This is a genomic window from Rossellomorea sp. FS2, from assembly GCF_047915635.1.
Classification (GTDB): domain Bacteria; phylum Bacillota; class Bacilli; order Bacillales; family Bacillaceae_B; genus Rossellomorea; species Rossellomorea marisflavi_A.
On the sequence record NZ_JBLRVS010000001.1, the window covers coordinates 1,073,141 to 1,090,461 of the forward strand.

Annotated in this window: 18 protein-coding genes; 4 read left to right on the forward strand and 14 right to left on the reverse strand. The window is 45.4% G+C overall.

What is annotated here, in order from left to right; genetic code table 11:
* Positions 1-63: 63 nt before the first annotated feature.
* The 6 genes from glpK to ACNA6I_RS05770 form a co-directional block, all read right to left on the reverse strand.
* Complete coding sequence (gene glpK / locus ACNA6I_RS05745; protein ID WP_048014476.1) at positions 64-1,554, reverse strand: glycerol kinase GlpK; 1,491 nt, start codon at positions 1,552-1,554, stop codon at positions 64-66.
* A 16-nt stretch (positions 1,555-1,570) separates the two neighbouring features.
* Complete coding sequence (locus ACNA6I_RS05750; RefSeq protein ID WP_048003636.1) at positions 1,571-2,401, reverse strand: MIP/aquaporin family protein; 831 nt, start codon at positions 2,399-2,401, stop codon at positions 1,571-1,573.
* Between the two features lie 255 nt (positions 2,402-2,656).
* Positions 2,657-3,229 (reverse strand): glycerol-3-phosphate responsive antiterminator, encoded by a 573-nt coding sequence (locus ACNA6I_RS05755; RefSeq protein WP_048003635.1) that lies wholly within the window; start codon positions 3,227-3,229, stop codon positions 2,657-2,659.
* Between the two features lie 132 nt (positions 3,230-3,361).
* On the reverse strand, positions 3,362-3,757 hold the full coding sequence (locus tag ACNA6I_RS05760) for a DUF805 domain-containing protein (RefSeq protein WP_048003634.1): 396 nt from the start codon (positions 3,755-3,757) through the stop codon (positions 3,362-3,364).
* Positions 3,758-3,927: 170 nt separating this feature from the next.
* Entirely contained in the window at positions 3,928-5,163 is a 1,236-nt protein-coding gene (locus ACNA6I_RS05765; protein ID WP_048003633.1) for an aminopeptidase, read from the reverse strand.
* Between the two features lie 16 nt (positions 5,164-5,179).
* Positions 5,180-6,172: a serine hydrolase domain-containing protein gene (locus ACNA6I_RS05770; protein WP_375540475.1), complete on the reverse strand. Its 993-nt coding sequence runs from the start codon at positions 6,170-6,172 to the stop codon at positions 5,180-5,182.
* A gap of 168 nt (positions 6,173-6,340) precedes the next feature.
* On the opposite strand from ACNA6I_RS05770, the gene ACNA6I_RS05775 reads away from it, so the two are divergent.
* Both ACNA6I_RS05775 and ACNA6I_RS05780 read left to right on the forward strand, forming a co-directional pair.
* The gene (locus ACNA6I_RS05775; protein ID WP_048003631.1) at positions 6,341-7,642 is read left to right on the forward strand and encodes a D-alanyl-D-alanine carboxypeptidase family protein; all 1,302 of its coding nucleotides are present in this window, start codon (positions 6,341-6,343) and stop codon (positions 7,640-7,642) included.
* Positions 7,643-7,803: 161 nt separating this feature from the next.
* Positions 7,804-8,205 (forward strand): SET domain-containing protein, encoded by a 402-nt coding sequence (locus ACNA6I_RS05780; RefSeq protein ID WP_048003866.1) that lies wholly within the window; start codon positions 7,804-7,806, stop codon positions 8,203-8,205.
* A 16-nt stretch (positions 8,206-8,221) separates the two neighbouring features.
* Here the strand turns inward: ACNA6I_RS05780 and ACNA6I_RS05785 are convergent, their stop codons facing one another.
* Genes ACNA6I_RS05785 through ACNA6I_RS05795 form a run of 3 tightly spaced genes read right to left on the reverse strand, consistent with a single transcriptional unit; the run spans position 8,222 to position 11,827 of the window.
* Positions 8,222-9,073 (reverse strand): hypothetical protein, encoded by an 852-nt coding sequence (locus tag ACNA6I_RS05785; RefSeq protein ID WP_416313053.1) that lies wholly within the window; start codon positions 9,071-9,073, stop codon positions 8,222-8,224.
* A complete protein-coding gene (locus tag ACNA6I_RS05790) occupies positions 9,066-9,683 on the reverse strand; it encodes a nucleotidyltransferase family protein (RefSeq protein WP_416313054.1) in 618 nt (205 codons plus the stop codon). Before ACNA6I_RS05790 ends, ACNA6I_RS05785 begins: the two co-directional genes overlap by 8 nt.
* Complete coding sequence (locus ACNA6I_RS05795) at positions 9,680-11,827, reverse strand: peptidoglycan D,D-transpeptidase FtsI family protein (RefSeq protein ID WP_048012762.1); 2,148 nt, start codon at positions 11,825-11,827, stop codon at positions 9,680-9,682. Before ACNA6I_RS05795 ends, ACNA6I_RS05790 begins: the two co-directional genes overlap by 4 nt.
* Before the next feature lie 274 nt (positions 11,828-12,101).
* On the opposite strand from ACNA6I_RS05795, the gene ACNA6I_RS05800 reads away from it, so the two are divergent.
* Complete coding sequence (locus ACNA6I_RS05800; RefSeq protein WP_048003628.1) at positions 12,102-12,494, forward strand: sporulation protein; 393 nt, start codon at positions 12,102-12,104, stop codon at positions 12,492-12,494.
* Between the two features lie 46 nt (positions 12,495-12,540).
* Here the strand turns inward: ACNA6I_RS05800 and ACNA6I_RS05805 are convergent, their stop codons facing one another.
* A complete protein-coding gene (locus ACNA6I_RS05805) occupies positions 12,541-13,269 on the reverse strand; it encodes a nucleotidyltransferase domain-containing protein (RefSeq protein WP_148795136.1) in 729 nt (242 codons plus the stop codon).
* Entirely contained in the window at positions 13,266-13,904 is a 639-nt protein-coding gene (locus ACNA6I_RS05810) for a hypothetical protein (RefSeq protein WP_416313055.1), read from the reverse strand. Before ACNA6I_RS05810 ends, ACNA6I_RS05805 begins: the two co-directional genes overlap by 4 nt.
* A 165-nt stretch (positions 13,905-14,069) precedes the next feature.
* On the opposite strand from ACNA6I_RS05810, the gene ACNA6I_RS05815 reads away from it, so the two are divergent.
* Entirely contained in the window at positions 14,070-14,507 is a 438-nt protein-coding gene (locus tag ACNA6I_RS05815; protein WP_048003625.1) for a hypothetical protein, read from the forward strand.
* 158 nt (positions 14,508-14,665) lie between these two features.
* Here the strand turns inward: ACNA6I_RS05815 and ACNA6I_RS05820 are convergent, their stop codons facing one another.
* The 3 genes from ACNA6I_RS05820 to ACNA6I_RS05830 form a co-directional block, all read right to left on the reverse strand.
* Positions 14,666-15,301, reverse strand: a complete 636-nt coding sequence (locus ACNA6I_RS05820) for an FMN-dependent NADH-azoreductase (protein WP_048003624.1) — start codon at positions 15,299-15,301, stop codon at positions 14,666-14,668.
* A gap of 212 nt (positions 15,302-15,513) precedes the next feature.
* Positions 15,514-15,939, reverse strand: coding sequence for a DUF1801 domain-containing protein (locus ACNA6I_RS05825; protein WP_048003623.1), 426 nt, complete (start codon positions 15,937-15,939; stop codon positions 15,514-15,516).
* A 94-nt stretch (positions 15,940-16,033) separates the two neighbouring features.
* Positions 16,034-17,191: an N-acetylmuramoyl-L-alanine amidase family protein gene (locus ACNA6I_RS05830; protein WP_159129676.1), complete on the reverse strand. Its 1,158-nt coding sequence runs from the start codon at positions 17,189-17,191 to the stop codon at positions 16,034-16,036.
* Between the last annotated feature and the right edge of the window lie 130 nt (positions 17,192-17,321).

Genomic DNA, 17,321 nt, shown 5'->3' on the forward strand with positions numbered 1-17,321 from the left:
AAATGGTCTCTCTTGGTCTCTAACCGTTTTATTAACTTGAGTTCATTATATCACAGGTTCATCTTATTTGAAAGCCATAGTTGCTTTAACGGCTTTTTTCCACCCGTTGTAAAGTTCTTCCTGTTTTTCTTGTTCCATATCCGGATCATACTGCTTCTCCATGTTCCACTGTTGAGAAATTTCATCTTGATCCTTCCAGAATCCAACGGCAAGTCCTGCAAGGTACGCAGCACCTAGGGCCGTTGTCTCATTGACGACCGGACGCTCAACCGGAACGTCGAGGATATCACTTTGGAACTGCATCAAGAAATCATTTTTGACTGCTCCACCATCTACGCGAAGTTTCTTCAGCGGGATGTTTGAATCGGCCTCCATTGCGGTCAGTACATCTTTCGTTTGATACGCAAGGGATTCCAGTGTCGCTCTGACAAAATGCTCCTTGGATGTACCGCGTGTCAATCCGAATACAGATCCGCGAACATCGCTATCCCAGTATGGTGTACCCAAACCTACGAAGGCCGGAACTACGTATACGCCGTCTGTAGAATCAACGCGTTCTGCATAAGCCTGGCTGTCTGCTGCATTATTGAACATGCGGAGACCGTCGCGAAGCCATTGGATTGCCGAACCGGCTACAAAGATGCTTCCTTCGAGGGCGTATACGACCTTCCCATCGATCCCCCATGCAAGTGTCGTCAACAGGCCGTTGTCAGATTTCACAGCCTTCTCTCCAGTATTCATCAGCATGAAGCAACCTGTACCGTAGGTGTTCTTGGCCATTCCTTCATTATAACAAGCTTGACCGAACAAGGCTGCCTGCTGGTCCCCTGCAGCTCCCGCAATCGGAATTTCACGTCCGAAGAAATGATAAGGGATCGTCGTAGCATATACCTCAGAAGACGGTCTTACTTCTGGCAACATGCTCTCAGGAACTCCGAGGATATCAAGTAGTTCTTTGTCCCATTCAAGATCGTAAATATTGTACATGAGCGTACGGGATGCATTGGAATAGTCCGTTACATGGGCTTTTCCACCGCTCATCTTCCAAATGAGCCATGTGTCAATCGTACCGAAGAGTAGTTTTCCAGCTTCGGCCTTTTCCCTAGCTCCATCAACATTATCAAGGATCCATTTTACTTTCGTCCCTGAGAAATATGCATCGATCAACAATCCGGTTTTATCTCGGAACTTGTCGTTCAAACCTTGGGATTTCAGTTCATCACAGATTCCAGCCGTTTGTCTTGACTGCCAAACGATGGCGTTATAAACGGGATCGCCAGTCTCTTTATCCCACACCACAGTTGTTTCACGCTGGTTCGTAATGCCGATTCCTTCGATTTGCTCTGCTTTTACACTCGATTCTGATAAAACGCTTGCAATGACGGCAAGGATCGATCCCCAAATTTCATTGGCATTATGTTCTACCCAGCCTGGTTTCGGGAAGTGTTGAGTGAATTCTTTTTGTGCCGTATGGGCCGCTTCCCCTTTCTGATTGAAAAGGATTGCCCTTGAGCTTGTTGTCCCTTGGTCAAGGGAGAGAATGAATTTTTCCATGATTTTGTTCCTCCATTCAATTTTCGTCTGCTAATAATGCAGCTTTTTCAGCAAGAGATTGTTTCCTGTCTGCCACATAGGCAAGTACCAATACTACTACCATCACGGCAAGGATGATCCAGAACGCCGATGTCATCGTTCCACTGAAGAATGCTTTGTAAAACACACCAGCGAATGATCCACCCAATAGCGGGCCAAGAACCGGAATCCAGGAGTAGCCCCAGTTGGATGATCCTTTACCCGGGATCGGCAGGATGAAATGAGCGATACGTGGACCGAGGTCACGAGCAGGGTTGATCGCATACCCAGTAGTACCACCAAGCGAGATACCGATGGCGATGATCAGGAACCCGACGATGAACGGATTCAATCCCTCTGCAAATGTATTCGCCCCTATTGTCAATAATCCTATAACCAATACGAAAGTTCCAATGATTTCACTTAAGATATTCGAGAAATAATGTGGGATTGCAGGACCTGTAGCGAACACGCCAAGCTTCACACCTGGATCTTTCGTTGCATGCCAGTGTGGAAGGAAATGCAGATAGATGATGGCAGAACCGATGATGGCGCCGATCATTTGAGCAAGGATGTACATCGGTACATCGCTCCAAGGGAAATCGCCATTGAAGGCAAGTCCAAATGTAACAGCCGGGTTTAAATGGGCTCCGCTGAATTGACCGACTGCATAGGCAGCCATGGCAACCCCCAAGCCCCATCCGAATGTGATGACGATCCACCCGGAGTTATAAGCGAATGATTTTTTTAAATTGACGTTGGCACACACTCCTGCACCGAAAACGATAAGCAGTGCAGTTCCCAACACTTCAGCTAAAAATGGAGACATGATACCCCTTCTTTCCAACAAGATAGTATAAGTCAATTCCATAGATGAATGATACCGTTACCCCTTTGATTGATTCCGCTTTCAACTTCTGGTATAACAATTGATCTATGGAACAACCAGTTCACAGACAAAAGACCCACAGAAATATCCCTTTTATAATGGCTATAAACGGAAAAAATCTTGTGAGTCTCTTAGGTCTCATTCACTGGTTATTAACTTAATCCCTATATTAAAATAACATGGAAGCGTTGTCAATCAGTTAATAAGATTTTTTCTATCATAATATTTCCAAAGATCGAGATTGGACGTTGTAATGGCCGTGGCGCCTGCTTCAAGGGATGCCTCTACTTCCTCCACGGTATCAATCAAACCGCCTGCAAAAATCGGTTTCCCCGTCTTTTCGCCTATCTCACGAATAATTTTCGGTACAACCCCGGGAAGCACTTCTATGTAGTCGGGGTCCGTCTTATGAATGAGCTCAATGCTCCTTTTCATGGCACTGGAATCAATGACGAATATTCGCTGTGTGGCATAGATCCCCCTTTGACGCGCCTTTTTAATGACGCTCCCTTTAGTGGAGATGATCCCGTACGGCTTGATTTCCTGACAGATGTATTCTGTTGCATATTCATCGCTCGATAAGCCATGGATCAAATCCAGATGGAGGAACATATTCCGTTTTTCCTTTTTAGCATAGTCGAATACGCTTTTCAGCATCCCTACGTGGAGATCCAGGAATACTCCGTATTGGAATGATGTTTTGAGCATTTTGTCAAAATCCTTCATCGATCTCACTGCGGGTAAAATACTTTGTCCTTCAAAACTCATTTTGCATCACCATTTCATTTGTAAATAGAAAAAGGGGGGCCTTTCTGTCATCTGACGTCCAGATTGGAAGTTGGATGAGGCGGGCCCATTCCATCCTTCCATTCCTTATGTAGGAATGGCCTCCCTGTCCTTTTAGATTGCTTCGATTGCACTACCGCTATTCTTTGGGTTCGTTCCCCACTGATTATTTCCGTTCTCGCTATCGAGGCAGCAGAACACCAATAAAATGATTCCTCCTGCAAATGGTACAAAGTTGATGAAATACCATACTCCACTTCGGCCCGTATCGTGCAATCTTCGTACAGTGACGGCGAGTGTCGGAACAAATAGTGCAAGTACATAAATGATGAAAAGAATCAATCCGAACACAATCATGCCCATTGAATCCATAGCAATCCCAATGAAAAGTAAGGAATATAGAATGGCGCCTAAAATGAAACTAAAAAGAGTAAACATCCAATATTCTTGCCTTCTTGCCCGCCCTCTAAAATCAGCGTATTGCTTCAATCCTTTTAAAAACCAGCTCATGACTCATCGCTCCTAATCATCTTATTTAGTTAGTTGGACAGTCTACCCTCCTTAAAAGTTGGGATATACAAAGCGACTGGAAAAATCGCCCTGTTTTTCAATACCTCAAGGAAGTTTGAACTAAACCTAAATTACCAGAATGTTTCATATTTTAATCCTTTTTCCTTAAATCAGAATGCCCAGTTCCCTTCTTTGAAAATCTGTACACTCTCTCCATCCTTGGTTACACCGACGATATCCATTCTCCCGGAACCGATCATGAAATCTTCATGAACCACGCTTTCGTTCAGTCCCCTTGCTTCCTTTTCTTCATCTGAGAGGATACTGCCATCCTTCATACAGGTAGGATAGGAAGAACCGATCGCCAAGTGATTGGATGCATTTTCATCAAAGAGGGTGTTGAAGAAAAGAATCCCGGAGTTTGAGATCGGTGAATCGTGGGGAACGAGAGCCACTTCGCCAAGAAAGGCCGCGCCTTCGTCTATGTCGATCATTTTTTTCAGGATCTCTACTCCTGTTTGAGCAGTAGCGTGAATGATCTTCCCATCTTTGAATGTAAGGGTGAAATCATCGATGACATTGCCGTTGTAGGCAAGGGGTTTTGTTGCACGGACGGTCCCGTTCACCCCGTTTTTGACCGGAACGGTATACACTTCCTCCGTAGGCATATTGGCGATGAAGTCCTTTCCATCAGGTGTCTTGCTTGCACCAGTCAGCCAAATATGGTCTTCATGCAGATGCACGGTGAGATCTGTGCCCGGTGCAGCATAATGCAGTTCCCTTAAATTCAAATCGTTCAGTCTCTCTGCCCTTGAAGTCAGTTCATTGATATGCTTCTTCCACGCCTCGACAGGATCTGGTTCATCCATCCGTACCGATTGGAAGATATGTTCCCATAATGTATCGACTGCTTCGGAACCCTTTAGATCGGGAAAGACTTTCTCTGCCCATTCCTGGGAAGGGATTGCCACGATCGACCATGGGATGTGGTCGTTCTCTATGGCTTCATAAAATCGGTCCAGAGCATCTCCGCTCGCTTTTTCAAAGGCGGTGATCCTTTCTGCATCAATTCCCTTCAAAAGATCGGGATCTCCTGAATCAACCTGCAGAAAAGCACCTCTGTGATCGACCAGCCATTCGTGGGCAGCAGCCAGCCACTCAGGATACTCATAAAATGTCTCTTCCGGCGCAAGTTCATAGTGGGTCCTCAAAACCGCTTCATCGAACCACTGTACATGCACATTTTTCGATCCGGCCATGTAGGCTTCCTTCACCACCAAACGGACGAATTCCTCCGTCCCGAGGGGAGCACTGATCCAAAGTGCCTGTCCCTCTTGGATATTCACCCCTACCTTGACTGCAAGGGCCGCATAATTCTTCAAGTTACTCATTCGCTGCTCATTCATTCCATTCATCCCCCGTTTATGTACAGGCGTCAGCCACCCTATTACTGAATTCCTTCAAGTATCGAAGGTAATCTGCGCCTCCGTAATTATACCTTTTGTTATACATTTTGACAGCAACAATTTGATATTTCGGGATCACCAGGATCGTCGGTCCTGTCACGCCAAGGATCTGGTAGGAACCAGCAGGTACAGCATCCCCGATTTCACTTTTCATCCGCGGTATATCCTGTACGTACCAAAACGCCCCGTTTCGTGGCAACTCATCCAGAAGCGATTCGGGCGTGTGGATGCTTGTAGCAAGATTGACCACTTCTTCTGGGACGATTTGACGGTTACCTACCTTCCCTTTATCAAGGTGCAGTTGACCCCACCAAGCGAGCTCCCTTGCGGAAACAAATAAGTTTTTCCTAGTTCCGTCGCTATCTGGATGAAGACCGTCCATAGGCTTTTCATCTCTGTTGCCTATGATTTTCACCAATTCATGTGAGGTTTCTGTCATCCAGCCCGTTTCCACCCACTCCAGCTGATTGAAGATTCTTCCCTGAAGGAAGGAGCTGATGGTCACACCGTACATCTCCATCACCAGATGCGCCAGTGTATCTACCCCAACATTGTTATAACTCCAGTTCTCTCCCGGAGTGAATTCCGTATACAGGCCACTGTCCCCTTCTCCGATGCCGTGAGTGTGGGTCAGGAGATGCCTGATGGAGACCCCCCTGAATACGGGATCCTTTACCTTTACATAATCGTGCACGGGTTGATCGATTTTGAGCAAGCCATCATACAGGGCATAAGCGACCATCAACCCTATGTAACTCTTCCGTGCAGATGCGATGTTAAAGCGTGATGTTGGATTCACCTTTTGGGCACCTGGTTCAAACGAGTGGTATCCGCCGTAATGTTCAAGAACGGTCTTCCCATCTTTCATAATATAGAGGGCGTGGCCTGAACTATCATTTTTGCGGGCGATATCCTCTACCCAGGGGATCAAAGAGGTTTCGAGATTGATTTTTAGAGTTGGAATGATGATTCCCTCCTTTTAGACAAGACTTCTCTACCCATTCGACATTCTTCCGACATATCCTTCTGTATCTGTCACAAACTGACTCGTCCCTCCCATTGAAACTATGGTAAAATAACGGGGTTGTAAGTCACTTGACGTTGGAGGTATACAGATATGAATGGACGTAAGACGGCATCCGCCCTCTTGGTATCCATGCTTGCCGTCGCCGGGTTTCAAGGTGAAGCCTTTGCGGCAGGGGAGCCGGAAATCCATGCGGATGCGGCCATTGTAATAGATGGAAACTCAGGAAAGATCCTGTATGGTGAAAATGAACATGAAGAGCTGGGGATTGCCAGCATGACCAAAATGATGACGGAGTATCTGGTTCAAGAAGCCGTTAAAGATGGGAAGATCAAATGGGATCAATCCTACAAGATCAGCGACAAAGTTTATCAGCTCGCCAATGCTCCCGGATTGAGCAATGTTCCTTTGAAGCAGGGCGAATCCTATACAGTCAAAGAATTGTATGAAGCCATGGTCATCAAATCCGGAAACGGCGCAGCGATCGCCCTTTCAGAAATTGTCGCCGGATCAGAAGGTGAATTCGTCAAGCAGATGAATGCAAAAGCGAAAGAACTCGGGATGAAGCATTATCATTTCGTCAATTCTTCCGGTCTCAGCAATGTCGATATGCTTGGGATGTATCCGGAGGGTACTGAACCGGATGATGAGAATGTCGTATCTGCAGAAGATATGGCCACCCTTGCCTATCGTCTGATCCACGACTATCCCGAAACCCTTGAAACATCCGGGCTTTCGTCCAAGAAGTTCAGACCTGGCACAGAGGAAGAATTGACAATGAAAAGCACAAACGGACTACTGAAAGGGAAATCCTTCTATTATAAAGGAGCAGACGGGTTGAAAACCGGGACGACCCCATTTGCCGGCACCACGTTCACGGCAACAGCCGAACGGAACGGAAACCGCTACATATCTGTCATCCTGGATGCTAAAGATGCTAATGGTCAATCCAGCAGTGCCGAGCGGTTCATTCAATCTGCCGCGCTTCTGGACTACGGATTCAATGAATTCGAGGAAGTGGATTTATCCCTAAAGGATGCAACCGCAGCACCTGGAAACATAAAGGTATACAACGGAAAAGAAAAAGAACTCAGTGTCGCTATAAAAGAACCGATTGCACTGACCCTTCCAAAAGAACAAAAAGAAAAAACCGAGGTGGAATTGGTCCTGGATCCCGACAAAGTAACGAATGACGGTAAGCTGATCGCTCCGATTGAAAAAGGGGAAAAAGTCGGCGTCCTCAAGGTGAAGAATCCTCCTGAAGAGGAGTATATTCCTGATGGGGTACCCGCTGATTACTCAGTGGACGTAACGGCTGATGAGACGGTTGAAAAAGCGAGTTGGGTTGTACGAAGTGCCAGGGGCATCAAATCCTTCTTCAAAGATCTTTTTTAACGATTGCAATTTACTAGTAAGTCTGTCAGGCTAAAGGAGGAGGTTTTCTGATTGTTGCCACTCGGGAACAATGATGAAAAACCCTTTATGCCCTTTTCTAATCATGCGTGTGCCGGTCGGCCTGACAGATCTAGAAGAGAATTTTGAAAGCAGGTGTCAGGATGATTGAAGTGAAAATGTCTCCCGTCAGTGACGGGGAACTTAGAAGAGGTGTCTTTGCCAAACAGGACATTCCCAAAGGAGAGCTCATTCATGAGGCTCCGGTAATTCCATACCCTAATGAAGAGCATCACTATATTGAAAAGACCTTCTTGGCGGATTATGTGTTTGAGTATGGCATGAACCATACAGCCCTTCTCCTTGGTTATGGGATGCTTTTCAACCATTCCTATACTCCAAATACGATCTATGACATCAACTTTGATAATCATACATTCGATTTTTATGCGTATCGGGATATTAAAGCTGGCGAAGAGCTGTTTATCAACTACAATGGTGAAGTCGATAACGACGATCCTCTATGGTTTAACGAAAAAGAAAGTGACGAAGAAGGGACCTCCTAATGGGTCCCTTCTTTTCTTATCTGTATATGACCGGCTCTCCCCAGGAACCTATCACCCGTTCCACCGTAAGAAGCTGCCAGGGATTGAACATCGTCTGTCCGTGCTTATTGAAAACAAATTCCTCATTCAACGCATAGCACGCATGGATGATCCTCCCTTCAGAATCCCTCCACACCAGGACCTCCTTTCCGGATATGTCCCCGACCTCTTCCCTACCGGCCATCAGATGGTTGAATTCCTCTGCCTGCATCCAATGATAGAGATCGGACGAAGCGTCGGTGGCGAATGCGACTGCAGCCAGGCAGTTGGCCCCGTTCCTGTCGGGAAAAACATCAAGATACGGAATAAGATGCGGATATTCCCGCTGCATGAATGTTTTAAAAGATGGAGGAGCCCCTTTCCATAATGGTTGTTCGTCTACCCACATTCGGCTGTAGGCTCTTAGAAACCCTTCCTTTTGATGCTCCTCAAGTGAACGCCAAAAAGCGATTGTGAAGAGTACGAGTTTCTTTCCGGCTCCTTTATATAATGACGGTACATGCTCACCAAACCATTCTTCCGTTTCTTCACGATCAAATACTAAGCCCCTCCCGAGTTCCCATTGAATTGCGGAGATTCTCTGTCTGGCTTCATATGATAGCTCCTCGAATTCGCCTGGGTGCATTTTTTTTACAAATACCCCTTCAGGAAGAGACCACGTCAGATACGACGTTTTAATATCCAGTGAGAGATTGGCTTTCACTAACACGTCCATCTCTCCATAAGGGAAGCATTCATCGTCCGTGAAGAAAAACCAATCCTCTTCCGGCAGGATCCGTGCTTTCCATTGCTCAAGGATGTTTGAGGATAGAGCGTACCCGTCAGTCATTCACCGTCCCCCCTCTGGAAAAGACCTTCACCATCGGCCATTTTTTGTTCCATCCTTTTTCCTGTATTCTCTTCTCATAAACCGTGTATCCATGTGGCGTCGGCCGCACTTCCATGTTGACAAGATCCTTGATTCCCCAAGGAGCAAGCAATTGGAGAGCATTTTCATCATTCAATCTGACGGCTACACTCGTGGCTGTCTCAGGGAATTTCGAGATGGCATCGGCGGTGGATACATACGGCTCATCCCCATTCACCTCATGCATCCTTGCCTGGTTCTTCACAGACCAGGGAGCATGGGGAACAGACTTCAGAAGCTGAAGTTCGATCTTTTTCTCTGTCTCTTCGTCGGTGTCACTAGTGTCATAATATACCACATCGATATCATTCATTGGTTCCCATCCCCGATCATGGAGATGGTTCCACACCTTGTTTCGTACAAAGCCCGCGCATACCCAGCAGTCGGGGAGGTCTAATTCAGCTGTGACCTTAAGTATTTCTATCATCCATGAATCGTTTTTAATCATTTCGGTAATTTCCGACTCAGTTTTCAATACATTTCCCCCTTCAAGAGAAACAGGCAATCCCCTTATAGGGGACTGCCTGGTCATTCTTCAGTTTCTATAACTTCCTTGTCTGTTGATTCGCTGTAGTAGCCCTTTTTCTCGTATTCCTTTTTCAATTCAAAGTATTTGTCCATGGCTCGTTTGGCCATGGTTTTATTGACGTAGGGGTCTCTATCCTGATGAGAGGCAGGCAGTACAACTGCAAATGAAACTTCAGGATTGGCATATGGAGCATATCCTACCAGCGTCGTGTTATAGGTCGCCAGGTTCTTTCCGCGTTCAGGGGCATAGTAAAATGCTTCCGCTGTACCAGATTTTGCGGCGGCGTCATAAGGAGCATTTTTAAAGTTATCTGCCGTTCCTTGAGATCCATGTGCCACTCTGTAGAACCCTTGTTGAACGGAAAGTATCTCTTCGTCAGTAGCATCAAGCCTATTGAGAACTTTAGACTCGTGTTCGTATAGTAAGGAGCCGACTTTATCGCTTTCATAGTTTGGCTCCCTGATTTCCTTCATGATATGAGGCTGCATCCGGTATCCTCCATTGGCAATAGTGGATACATATTGAGCCAATTGCATAGGTGTATAAGTATCATACTGTCCAATCGCGAAGTCCATCAAGTTCCCTGGCTTATACCCAGTCCCCTGTAGTCCATCAGCTTCACCTGGTAGATCGATTTCCGTCTTGACGCCCAACCCAAATTGTTTAAAATGATTACGGAACGTGTCGAAGGACTCTCTTTTGATGTTCATCGGTTGGTTTCTTACATAATTCACCCCAGATACTTTGAACGCAACCTTCCACATATATCCATTTGAGGATCTCTCTAAAGCCGTTTTATCTGTCATGTACTGAGGGCCCTCATTCTGATAAAACCATGAACGTTTCGGTTTTGTTCCTTTTATCTGAATTTCTTCATCATATAGAGTTTCTCCTATAGCTAAACTATCCGTCATATAACCAGTTAATACAGTAGCACCTTTTACCGCAGAACCTACACCATATTCGGAAGTGAATGTACCTAAAGCATCATCCTGTAGTTCTACTTTCCCATCTTCATCTTTACCGTATTTTTTCCCAACCATTGAAAGTATTTCACCTGTATTTGGATTCATCATGATTAGATATGCACGGTCCAAATAAGGAGACTCCCAATATTTAGCTGCTTGTTTACTAAGTTCCTCCTCAACAATCTTTTCCAGTTCTTTCTGCAGATTCAAGTCGATTGTAAGGTAAACATCCTTTCCGCTATGTCCTTCCGTGATCAGCTTTGAATCAATCAGGCTTCCACCCTTCGTAATGTGTTCAATCTCCTCTTTCTTCCCTTTCAGAAGACTTTCGTACTCTGATTCGAAATAGCTTGTCCCGACACGATCATTCATGGCGTAGCCCTTAGCCTTGAATTGTTCCACCAGCTCCGTTGGAATGCCCTGCTCGGTTGTGGAAACTTTCCCTAAGATCGATCGGAGCGTACTTTTCTGCGTGTACTTCCTCTCCCAATCCGTCGTTACGTTTACTCCGGGAAGATTGGATAGGTTCTCGCTCACCCTTGCCATTTCTTCGTCACTTACACCTTTGTTTTTTACGATTTTAGGTGACAAGGCATATCCAGTGTTAAACTGGCGGAAGATGGCGAGAACCTTTAGTTCATCATTTGTATAGGAACTATACTGTTTTTTAGAAATTCTCTCTAACTGCATTTGGTACACTTTTTTATTTCGCTCGTCTTCTGCAAGTTCTTCATTGGCTTCGAGCTTCTTTAACTCATCCTTGGTGACTAATTTAGCGGCTTCATCGCTATTTTGAAGTAACCAATAGTCTTTTTTATCCCGATCAGAGATGCTATCAATCACTTTTTGGTCGATTTCAATCAATTTGGCTAATTTCTTTGCCACCTTCAACATATCTTTTGATGTCGTCGACTGAGTGCTCGTGTACGTAATGGCATTCATGGGGACGTTATCGACGATCACATTCCGGTAGCGGTCATAGATCTTCCCGCGGGGTGGATTGCCGTTATCCGACTTGACGTTTTCCGTTCTCGATACTTCCGCTTCATATTGACTTCCTTTGACAATTTGGACGACACCAAGTCGGAGAATGAGCATGGAGAACAGAAAAAACACGGAAACGAACAGCAGATTCATACGGACCGTCGTCTGATTTTTCTTTGCTTTCTTTTCCTTCATTCGATAACCCCTTTGTACGATATATTCACTACCTGCACGTTCGGCAGATAAGATTGCTTCCGATTCCTATTGTATAGAAAGTCCTTCTATTAATCTACCTCTATTTTACAACTATTCCATTATATTTTATATTTTCTTTTGGGCTTTAACGTTAATCGAAAAATGTCGAAATTATAGTGTAGACATCATTGATTTCTTTCTTTACAATATAGCTTTGTTAGAGGATAATTCTGCCCATGAACAGATAAATATTATAAAGAAAGCGAGGGTGAGAATGATGTTTGCAAAGTTGATGTGTAAGATGGGGATCGGTGCTGCGAAGATCGATCTTGTACTGCATCGTTCTGCCTATTGTCCAGGAGAACTCATTAAAGGGGAATACGAATTGATCGGCGGTAAAGTCGATCAGAAGCTGAAGAGGATCGAGACAGATCTGCTGCAGTACAATGAAAAGACCGAGTGTTCATCCGTCCTTCACCAGAATACGATCCTGAGCTCTTCCATTATGAAAGCAGGAGAACAACGAAAAATTCAATTTGCCTGCCGATTGGCAGATACGTTCCCTCCAAGTAAAGAGGGGATTTCGTATAAATTCGTTACCCGTCTCATATTTGAGGAAGGCATGCATCGAAAAGATCATGACAGCTTCCAAATCATACCTGATTAAAAGCAAAGGGTGTTCCGTATTTAACGGAACACCCTTTTTAGTATGATCAGGAAGATGGCTCATCAATGGGTTTCCCGATTGAAAATCCGTCGAACAAGCGGCCTCCGAACGGACTGAGAGCTTGATCCACCAGAGTGGTCACCGCTCTTTTCTCCCCGTGTTTGTAATAGGAATCAAATGCATCGACAAAACGTAGTGCATACTCAGGGTCAAACTCCCTCAGGGCCCTCGTAATCCATTTTGAACTGCCGATCCAACATCCATTTGTCCTTAAAACAAATTCATGAAGCAGTTCTGCCAGATGACCGGCAATGAACAGTCCTTCTCCCCGGTCGGTACACCCGTTGAAATCATCAAGGGCATCTGTTAGAAAATACCGCTTCCTATCAATGGTATCTTCATCCCAGCTTTCCGGTCCGGCACTCAGCAGTCTGTTTGCGATAACCTTTAATGAGTCGAGTGTTTGATTACTTTTCAGAGGCAGCCCTTCTGCGATCATCCGCGGGAGTGATGGCCTGCCACGGAGGCAATCATCCTTGAAAAAATCAAGGATCCCAGTAGAGTTATGGACAAATAATTCAACCGGCCATCCCTGCCAGATCAGGCTTTCCCTGTAGGAGGAGGCGAGTTCATTATGTATGACGATGATGTCGAGATCAGAAGTCGCTGTCTCCTGTCCCCGGACGACACTGCCACTCAATAAGGCCGCGTGACAAGAAGGAAACCGGTCAAGGATCAACTCTTTGGCAGAATGAAATGCACGCTCGAGAGTCATCGCTGCACCTCCACTTGGGGAAGCGAATACGCGACTGTCCCTTCTATTCCTTTATCCTCCAAAAGCTGAACGACACTTCTCATGTCACGCTCTTCCGTGAGTACCACGTAGTTCGGCTGAAAGATGCCCCGTTTCAAGAGCAGGCTGACCTTATAGCTGTTATTCAACCGGTCATCCAGACCATATAATTCATGCCACTTCACGATTTTTTCAACTTTGTACCCCTTCACCTTATTCCACGAGGAAAATCTCCCGTTCAAGATGACCCCATCATCCAACAGGTTGATGTTTCCCTGATGCCGGATCATGACCAAGAAGGTAAAAAAGATATAACCAAAATTTATGAATGAACCATGCAGAAAATCCATTCCGAATACTAGGATGAATAGAACGCTCATGAGCAGGATGACGGCAGGTGTTCCCCAATGGACGATCCGATAGGATTTAGAACGTTTATCAAGTGGGATCATGGGCTCCCACCTGTCAGGGACGATAATATTCTCTAATTTCGTTTGTGCTGACGGATAATGGGCTTCGGCTGAACGTTCAACCGCTTTTTTTATATTCAGGCGATAAGAAATCATATAAATGATACAAAAAAGATAGATGATGCTGAAACCGATGCTGATCCACATTTGTACTCCCCCAATTTATGTAATGTTCCTACATCTTTATACGGTTTAGCGATTGGAAAAGTTTCATTTAAGGTATCATCCATTTTTTAAAACTGTAGCATGTGCACAGACGCATTGATCGGACATGCATATACTGTACTAGATAACAAGACAGGAGGTGAAAATATGGGGATTTTTCTTGATGCACGTACCTCACAGAATGCGAGTACGTATGGACAGATTTCAACGCCAATCCTTGTAGGTCAAAATAGTCTTTTTGGAGTTGTAGGTCTGGACGTGACGAAAGCAACCGTTGGACAGATCAGGGTTCAGTTCGAAGGAACGATGGCTGTTCAGCTTCCTTTGCTTCCGATTGCGACGAACATTGATATCACTATCATCCGTGGTACACAGCAATCTGGTTTGATTACAGTGTATACTGCAAGGCAAGTTTTGGATTTATCCATTGTAGGTCCACAATTGATCACATTCGCTGGTGCTGACTTCAATCCTGGAATCCCTGCTAGTGGTCCACTGGTTTACTCCGCCTATGTCAGTGCCACTGCACTGGGTACGATTAGGGTAGGTCCTGAAAGTTTCACGGCATTGGCTACCGCCGGCTGATCCGTGTCTGGACAAGCAACATCAGCATAGAACATGCATTACCCACCTTCCTCCTAGATAAACGAACGGAACGGGGTGCTTCTTTCGCTGCAGAAGGGGCACCTCATAAAAAACCGCCAGACTGGGTATCCAGCTGGCGGTCTTTTTTGTTACACCTATTAGAATGTTTTCGCAAGATCTTTTGCACGGGCAATTCCGTTTTCTTTGATCTCTTGCGCTTTTTCTGGCATTGCGTTGTGTCCTTCGATGAAGAGACCTTCGAAGCTAGGCACACCGTAGAACTGCATGATGAGTTCAAGGTAGCGATGTCCCATTTCCATTGCAGCCGCAGGACCTTCAGAGTAGATGCCTCCGCGCGCTTGGATGTGAAGGGCTTTTTTATCTGTTAGGAGTCCAACAGGGCCATGCTCGGTGTATTTGAATGATTTTCCTGCAACTGAGACAGAATCGATATAAGCTTTCATAACTGGAGGGAAAGAGAAGTTCCAGAATGGTGTAACGAAAACATATTTGTCAGCTGCTACGAACTGATCAGATAGTTCGTTCAAACGGGCTACTTTTGCTTGCTCTTCAGCAGATAGTGCATTGAACTCGCTTCCGCTTTGGAGTTTGCCCCATCCGCTGAATACATCCGCGTCGATGTGGGGGATGTTTTCTTTGTAAAGGTCGATGTGAACAACCTCATCTGATGGATTCGCTTCTTTGTAAGAGTCGATGAATGCTTTACCTGCAGCCATACTGAATGATGTAGACTCATCATGTGGATGGGCAGTGATGTACAATACTTTAGACATGTGTGTATTCGTTCCTTTCTTTTCTAGGGAGTTAATATCTCGTATATCTTGAACTGAGATATTCTTAATTCGAGATTAATCATATAAGATATTCGCCACGATTGCAAGCCATAAGTTTGCGACGGGTTGGAATATGATTGAAATCTCTTAAGCAAGTACCCATTTTACCAACGATGCCAAAAAGAAAAATCAGTCTTTTGACTGACTCTTCTTCACCCATTTGCAGGATATTTGGTTTGAAGTTCATGGATCGACAACCGGATCAGTTCTTTCAGTATATCCGCGTCTGCGTCACTTAACCGATTGATATAGACGCAGCCCTTTCCGCTAGTATGTTTGCCGAGATTCGATAAAAGCCGGTCTTTCTCAGTTCCAGTACACCCTAAATAGATTGAAATCTTGGATTTGCGTGGTGAAAATCCTGCCAGTGCTGCATCTCCCTCATGGCCGCTTGCATATTTATAATGGTAGGATCCAAATCCAATGATGCTCTTACCCCACATCTTCGCCGCGAACCCTGAGGCTTCAGTAAACAGATCAAGCAGTTTGAAAGCATCTTCCCTGCGATTATCAGTCACGGACGTTTCGATGTATTCCAGCACGTCCGCATCCGTTTCCTTCGTTTTCAATTCGTACATGCAATCCCTCCCTAACATGCATATACGACATCCCTCTCCTTTGCCCCTGCTTATCCACAAAAAAAGCCCGGAATGAATGTCCGGGCCTTCATGATCAATAAGAACGGAATTGGCCTAATTCACCTGTAATATAGGCGCGTTTCCCATTATAGATAACTTCCCAGTAGCCGCTAGGGCTATTTTTCCCTTTGACGGATCCAGCGACACGGATGGTCTGACCTTTATTGATGGTACCGAGATTATTGGAAGCAAGCCGATCCGGCCGGTCCTGTATGATGGCAGCGTTCGCAACTCCGATGATCGTGATTTCTCCAATGGCTTTGATCGACGGGGATGATGGGGGCTGAGGGGTACTGGTACCGGCACCGACGACTTTCACAAACTGAGGGGACGCCGTCACATAGTAGGTATTCCCTTTGGAATTCTGCACTTCATACATCTGGGCACCTTCTACGTTAATCTTCGCTGTGATTTTAGGGAAACCATACCCAAATGCGAGTTTTCCTGCTACGAAGGCTTGGTTGAAGGTCGGTTTAGAATAAAAATTCAATTGATCCGCACCTTGGTAGATCGACTCAACACGTTTTCCAATCTCACTCCCAGTTACAGGCTTCTGGGTTGGGGATGGAGCCGGTGCAGGTGCAGGAGCGCTTCCTCCTACATAGGGCACACCGAAATACTCACAGATTCCCTGTGCCTCCTCGCGAGCTCGTTCCTGTTGGAATGTTTGATCGATCATCAAGAGGGATTCCCTTCGATTGTCCATAAAGCCGTTTTCAATCAGGATGGCGGCATTCTTGAACTCTCGGGTGATATGGAGGTTCTGTTCAATGATTCCCCTGAACTTCTGACGGGGATTTTGACGCATATATTTTGCTACTTTTTCTGCAAATTGCCTTCCGACTGCATCGCCCGGATAAATATGAATCGAATGCCCTTCCGGATCGTTGCCACCTGGGTCGAACCGGTCCTTCAGTGCATTGAAATGATTGGATACAAGTGCATCCGCATTCAGGGAGTTGGCGAGATCTGTCCTTTCTTTAAGAGGGGTATCTACATCTGTAGGAGCAGTCAAAACCGTTCTGAAACCACATCTTTCGAGCTCAATCTTAAGGTAATTCGTCACTGCAGCATTGAATTCATTTTCACGGATCTGCCTACCCAGGGATTCAATATAAGGGGTTCTTTTTCCCGGGGTTTCCATTCCATGACCGTCATCAAGTGCAATCAAAAAGTCACTGGCCTTAGCCATACTCATCACTCCTTTTACGTTACTATATGAAGAGCTCGTCCTTTTGGGAACGGCTTACATCCATTCACCTTACTATTTGACAAATTGAACATTTCTTCATATGATAATCTCAATTGAATCCCATAAAGGG